The 5,093-nt window shown below is 60.5% G+C and carries 4 protein-coding genes; 3 read left to right on the top strand and 1 reads right to left on the bottom strand.

Annotation, left to right across the window (positions count from 1 at the left end; all coding sequences use genetic code 11):
• Positions 1-95 precede the first annotated feature (95 nt).
• Complete coding sequence (locus JOE34_RS22695; protein WP_003348961.1) at positions 96-965, top strand: TauD/TfdA family dioxygenase; 870 nt, start codon at positions 96-98, stop codon at positions 963-965.
• A gap of 42 nt (positions 966-1,007) precedes the next feature.
• Here JOE34_RS22695 and JOE34_RS22690 read toward each other — a convergent pair whose 3' ends face one another.
• Entirely contained in the window at positions 1,008-1,523 is a 516-nt protein-coding gene (locus JOE34_RS22690) for a GNAT family N-acetyltransferase (protein ID WP_003348960.1), read from the bottom strand.
• 154 nt (positions 1,524-1,677) lie between these two features.
• Here JOE34_RS22690 and JOE34_RS22685 point away from each other — a divergent pair, with 154 nt between their 5' ends.
• The gene (locus JOE34_RS22685) at positions 1,678-2,805 is read left to right on the top strand and encodes a saccharopine dehydrogenase NADP-binding domain-containing protein (RefSeq protein ID WP_003423344.1); all 1,128 of its coding nucleotides are present in this window, start codon (positions 1,678-1,680) and stop codon (positions 2,803-2,805) included.
• Positions 2,806-3,073: 268 nt separating this feature from the next.
• Positions 3,074-5,002, top strand: a complete 1,929-nt coding sequence (locus JOE34_RS22680; RefSeq protein ID WP_010425849.1) for a methyl-accepting chemotaxis protein — start codon at positions 3,074-3,076, stop codon at positions 5,000-5,002.
• Positions 5,003-5,093 lie beyond the last annotated feature (91 nt).

Here is a 5,093-nt window from a genome sequence, read left to right as displayed (position 1 = left end):
ACGTTGACGACAGGATTTTCAGGCGGGGCTGAAGTACCCGCAGACGAACCACGGGCATGGTGACCGGCCATGCCAACAACTGAAGGTGAGGGATCATGGATCAAATGGCACTCAAGGCCATAGAAGGCATCGCAGGCGCCGTGCGTGCGCCGTATCAGAGCATCACGGTCAACCGCCTGACACCGATCATCGGTGCCGAGGTCGACGGTGTCGATCTGTCGCAACCACTCAGCGCGGAGCAGTTGACGGAAATCCGCCGGGCCTTTCTGGAAAATCACGTGCTGGTGTTTCGCGATCAGCACCTGACGGTCGAACAGCACAAGGCATTCGGCCGACTGTTCGGTCCTTTGCGCGCCTTGCCGGTGGACAGCATTGATGGCGATGACCCGGAACTGGTCGTGGTGCGCGCCAACGCCCAATCGCGTTTCGCTGCGGGCGAGCTATGGCACACCGACGGCACCGCTGATCTGGAGCCGTCGATGGGCTCGATGCTGTACGTCAAGGAGACACCCGCCATCGGCACCGGCGGCGACACGCTGTTTGCCAACATGCACCTGGCCATTGAAATGCTCTCGCCAGCGATGCAGCAGTTTCTCGGTGGGCTGACGGCCATTCACGATGGCGAGATTCCGTGGAAGGGCTATCAGCCGCCTGCCGGCCTGCCGAAAAGCGAACATCCGCTGGTGGTTCGCCACCCCGAAACCGGACGTCGCAGCCTGTTTGTCAATTCCGGGTTCACCTCGCATATCGTGCAACTCTCACCCGGCGAGAGCCACGCGGTGCTGACCATGCTGTTCGATCTGATCGCCCGCGAACCTTCTCTCAGTTGCCGCGTGCGCTGGGAGCCGAACACGCTGGTGTTCTGGGATAACCGTTGTACCCAGCACCACGCTGTGTGGGATTACTTCCCGCACTCGCGCTATGGCGAGCGAGTGACGATTCTCGGAGGGCGGCCCCAGGCCTGAAGGCGCTTGCGATTGACCGGCGAACGCCGGTCAGCTGCTTCATCAGCGCAGTGGCAGGTGGTATATCAGGTCGTCGAACCACTGATCGCCGATCTGATAGGCCTGCGGGACGCGGCGCTCGAAGCTGAAGCCGCATTTCTCCATCACCTTGCAGGAGGCGATATTGCCGTCGGTCACGGTCGATTCCAGTGAATCCAGGCCGATGGCGGCAGCGTAGTCGATGATTGCGCGACATGACTCGGTGCCGAAGCCCTTGCCTTGATGTTCCGGCAGCAACAGATAGCCCACTTCGGCATGACCCGGCGACAGGATACGAAAGCCGCTGACCCCCAGTTCGGCATGGCTCTGGGCGTCCATGACCACCAGGCACAGCCAGTGATCGGACGCCGGCGTCCACTCGGGCAGGCGATGATCGAAGCCTTTGCGGATCTGCGGCTCTTCGATTTTTCCGAATACGTACTGCATGGTCTCGGGCTCGGAGTGCAGCCTGAAAAACAACGGCCAGTCACTGGCGAGCAGGGTCCGCAGATAAAGCCGTTCGGTGTGTAGTTCCAGCATCCGTTGCTCCCGGGGCAATCAAAAAAGGCACCGGGTTTTGTACCCGGCCTGCGGCCAATGATCAATAATGCACGCGTATTTCATCGCCGTTGCTCACGGTAATCGTGACGCAACCAGGCAGGATCACATCCTTCGGCAGGTCAGGGACGAGTCAATGGCATTTCGCGTATTGGTCATCGGTGGCTACGGCAACTTCGGCAGCCTTATCTGTAATCATCTGGTGATGATGCCGGACATCGAACTGGTCATTTCCGGTCGTGACCCGCGCAAGCTTGCGGAAAAGGTCGCCGCACTGCAAACGCTGGGTGGCAGGTTCTGCGAGAGCTGGTGCGTGGACATCATGCAGGATGGCGCGGGCAGTGAGCTGGGTGAATTGGGCATCGATCTGCTTATCCACACCGCGGGGCCTTTTCAGGGCCAGTCGTATGCCGTGGCCCGGCATTGCATTGAGGCGGGTGTGAATTATTGCGACCTGGCGGATTGCCGGGCGTTTGTCGCCGGCATCGCCACCCTCGATGCCAGAGCGCGCGAGGCAGGTGTCAGCGTGCTGAGCGGGTGCAGCTCGGTGCCGACGCTTTCGGCGGCGATCATCGATCAGCATCGCCAGCGTTTTCTGCGCATCGATTCGATAGAGCATGGCATCTCCTCGGCAGCGAAAATGCCCGGTCTGTCGACCGTGCGCGGCGTGCTGGCCAATGCCGGGCGGCCGATCAGGCAACTGCGCAACGGCAAGGTCCACGACGTTTACGGCTGGATGGACCTGAGCCTGCGCCGGATGCCCGGCATGGGCACGCGGCTGGTGGCCAATGTCGACGTCCCGGACCTGGATGTATTTGCTGCACGCTACTCCGCGCAGAATCTGAGCTTCAAGGCCGGTTCCGCCCTCAAGGCCGGCGGCATCGCGACCTGGCTGCTGGCGCTGGCGATTCGCTGCGGGCTGCTGCGCGATCCTGCGCCGTGGGCCGAGCGCCTGTACCGTTGGGGCGTGCGCTTTGAACAGTGGAGTGATCGAAAGAGCGCGATGTACCTCGATGTCGATGGCGTCGACCTCGACGGCCAGCCGTTGCACATGCGTGCGCAACTGACTGCACTGAACGACAAGGGGCCGGAGATTCCCGGCAGTGCCGCCGTCGCGCTGAGCAGCAAAATGGCCGGTGGCTATCGTCCACAGGCGGGCGCTCGGGCCTGTGTCGGAGAAATCACCGTGGACGAGTACCTGGCGGCGATTGATGAGCCGGAAAATATCCGGCTGGATGTTCATTTCAATAACCACAACGCCTGACGCTGCAGCAGATGTCCGATGGCTCTGTACAGGCGGCTTATGTGGCTTTTTGATTGCACTTTTTTGCTGTTTTCTACAGCACCAATCATCGGAAAATTCTGCTCAGGCAACTTAAATAAATCTTAATCATCGATCCCTGACCCCGTAACTCATGGGGTGCGAGGTCCTCTCTCTCGACCGGTCCGTTATTCCAGACACATTAACTATCAAGTTAAATCTTTCAGCGCCGACTCACGGGTATTCCGCAAAAATTAAAGGCACACACGTAATGAGCGCAAAATGGTTGGACAATTTGAACGTCAGCAAGAAGCTCGGGCTGGGCTTTGCCGCTATTTTGCTCGGAGTACTGACCGTTACCGTCATCGGTTACTCCAGTACCAACCTGCTGATCGAGCGCATGGGCAAAAGCAGCAAGGTCGCCGAGATCAAGGCTGACGTTCTGAATGCCCGGATCGCTGCGCAAGCCTATGCGACCGGTCCTACCGCCGCAGGTGTGCAGAATTACGCCAGCGCCCTGGATACCTTGAGCCGCAGTGTCGATCAAGGCCTGCAGGTGTTCGTGATCTCGAGCAACCTGGCCAAGCTGCGCGAGATCAAGGAGCAGGTGGGCGGTCTGAAGCAGACGTTCGACCAGCTGGTCGGCATCAATCAGAAAGTCGACGAGGCGTTGAAACCGATCATCAAGGTGTCCGATGACGTCAGCGCGACCTTCGAGAATCTGCTGAACAAGACCATTGACGACACCTTGCGCTCGCCGAATGAAACCGGCATCAGGCAGGTCAAGATCGCTGGCGACCTGCGTAACGGCATGACCAACTTCCGCCTGGTGTTTCGCCGCTACCTGAGCGTTCCGAATGCCGACAACCGTCAGGCCACCTATAAGGCCGCCGACGCCCTGATCGCGCAAGTGGACGCCGCCCGCAGCCAGTTGCCTGTCGAGGCAAATGCCGCCGTGGATGCCGCGCTGGTGGCGTTGAAACAGTACAAGGTGCTGATGACGTCGATTTCGGACATGCTTCAGCAGACCGAGCAGATCCGCAATGACCTGCAACAGCAATCCGTAGCGACCGCAGCCCGTGCCGATGATCTGGCGGCGCTGCAGGTCATCAGCGCCAAGAAGGAACAGGGAACCGCTGTGGTGCAATTGCTCAGCGTAGCGCTGGTCGTGCTGCTGGTCGGCATCTTTGCTGCGTTCCTGATCACGCGCCAGATTACCGTGCCGTTGAGCAGCACCGTGATTGCGGCGCGCCGGATCGCCGACGGCGATCTGACCCATGACACCAGCACCACCCGCCAGGACGAACTGGGCCTGTTGCAGAACACCATGCAGCACATGACTGTTTCGCTGCGCGGCTTGATCGGTGGGATCGGCAACGGTGTCACGCAGATCGCCACGGCGGCCGAACAGTTGTCTGCCGTCAGCGAGCAGACCAGCGCGGGCGTGACCCTGCAGAAAAACGAAGTCGACCAGGTCGCCACCGCCATGAACGAGATGGCCTCTACCGTACAGGAAGTGGCGCGCAACACCGAAGACGCTTCGCAAGCCGCCAAACAGGCCAGTGAACGCGCCGCTCATGGCAGCAGTGTGGTGCAGCATGCCACGCGCGAAATCGGTCAGTTGGCCGGTGAAGTGCAGCAACTGGGCCAAGCCATGCAGCGCCTGACCGAAGACAGCGGCAAGATCGGCAGCGTGATTGACGTGATCAAGGCAGTCGCCGAGCAGACCAACCTGCTGGCGCTCAACGCAGCCATCGAGGCTGCACGGGCAGGCGAGCAGGGTCGTGGTTTTGCCGTGGTGGCTGACGAAGTCCGCTCGCTGGCTCAGCGTACGCAGAATTCCACAACCGAAATCGAAGCGCTGATCCAGGCGTTGCAAAAAGGTACAGGCGCCGCCTCGGGCCTGATGGACGCCAGCCTGCAACGCACTGAAGGCACCGTGGTGCTGGCTCGTCAGGCCGAACAGGCGCTGGTGGAAATCAACCAGTCCATTGGCACCATCGAACAGATGAGTCAGCAGATTTCCGCCGCGGCTGAGCAACAGAGCGCTGTGACCGAAGAAATCAACCGCAGTGTACTCAGCGTGCGCGACATCGCCGATCAGTCGGCTTCAGCCACCGAGCAAAGCGCAGCATCGACCGTCGAGCTGGCCCGTCTGGGCAGCGATTTGCAGAGCATGGTCGCGCGTTTCAAGATTTAACCTGCGCTAGGCTCTGTACGAAAAGTCGGCGAGCGAAGGTCAGGCGAGGCAAAAACAGGCGAGGAACGGCCGGGGTCGCGTTCGACTCTAC

The organism is Pseudomonas sp. PvP028 (assembly GCF_017832255.1).
GTDB lineage: Bacteria > Pseudomonadota > Gammaproteobacteria > Pseudomonadales > Pseudomonadaceae > Aquipseudomonas > Aquipseudomonas syringae.
Note: the sequence above shows the minus strand (reverse complement) of the source record. Positions and strands in the feature narration are given on the sequence as shown.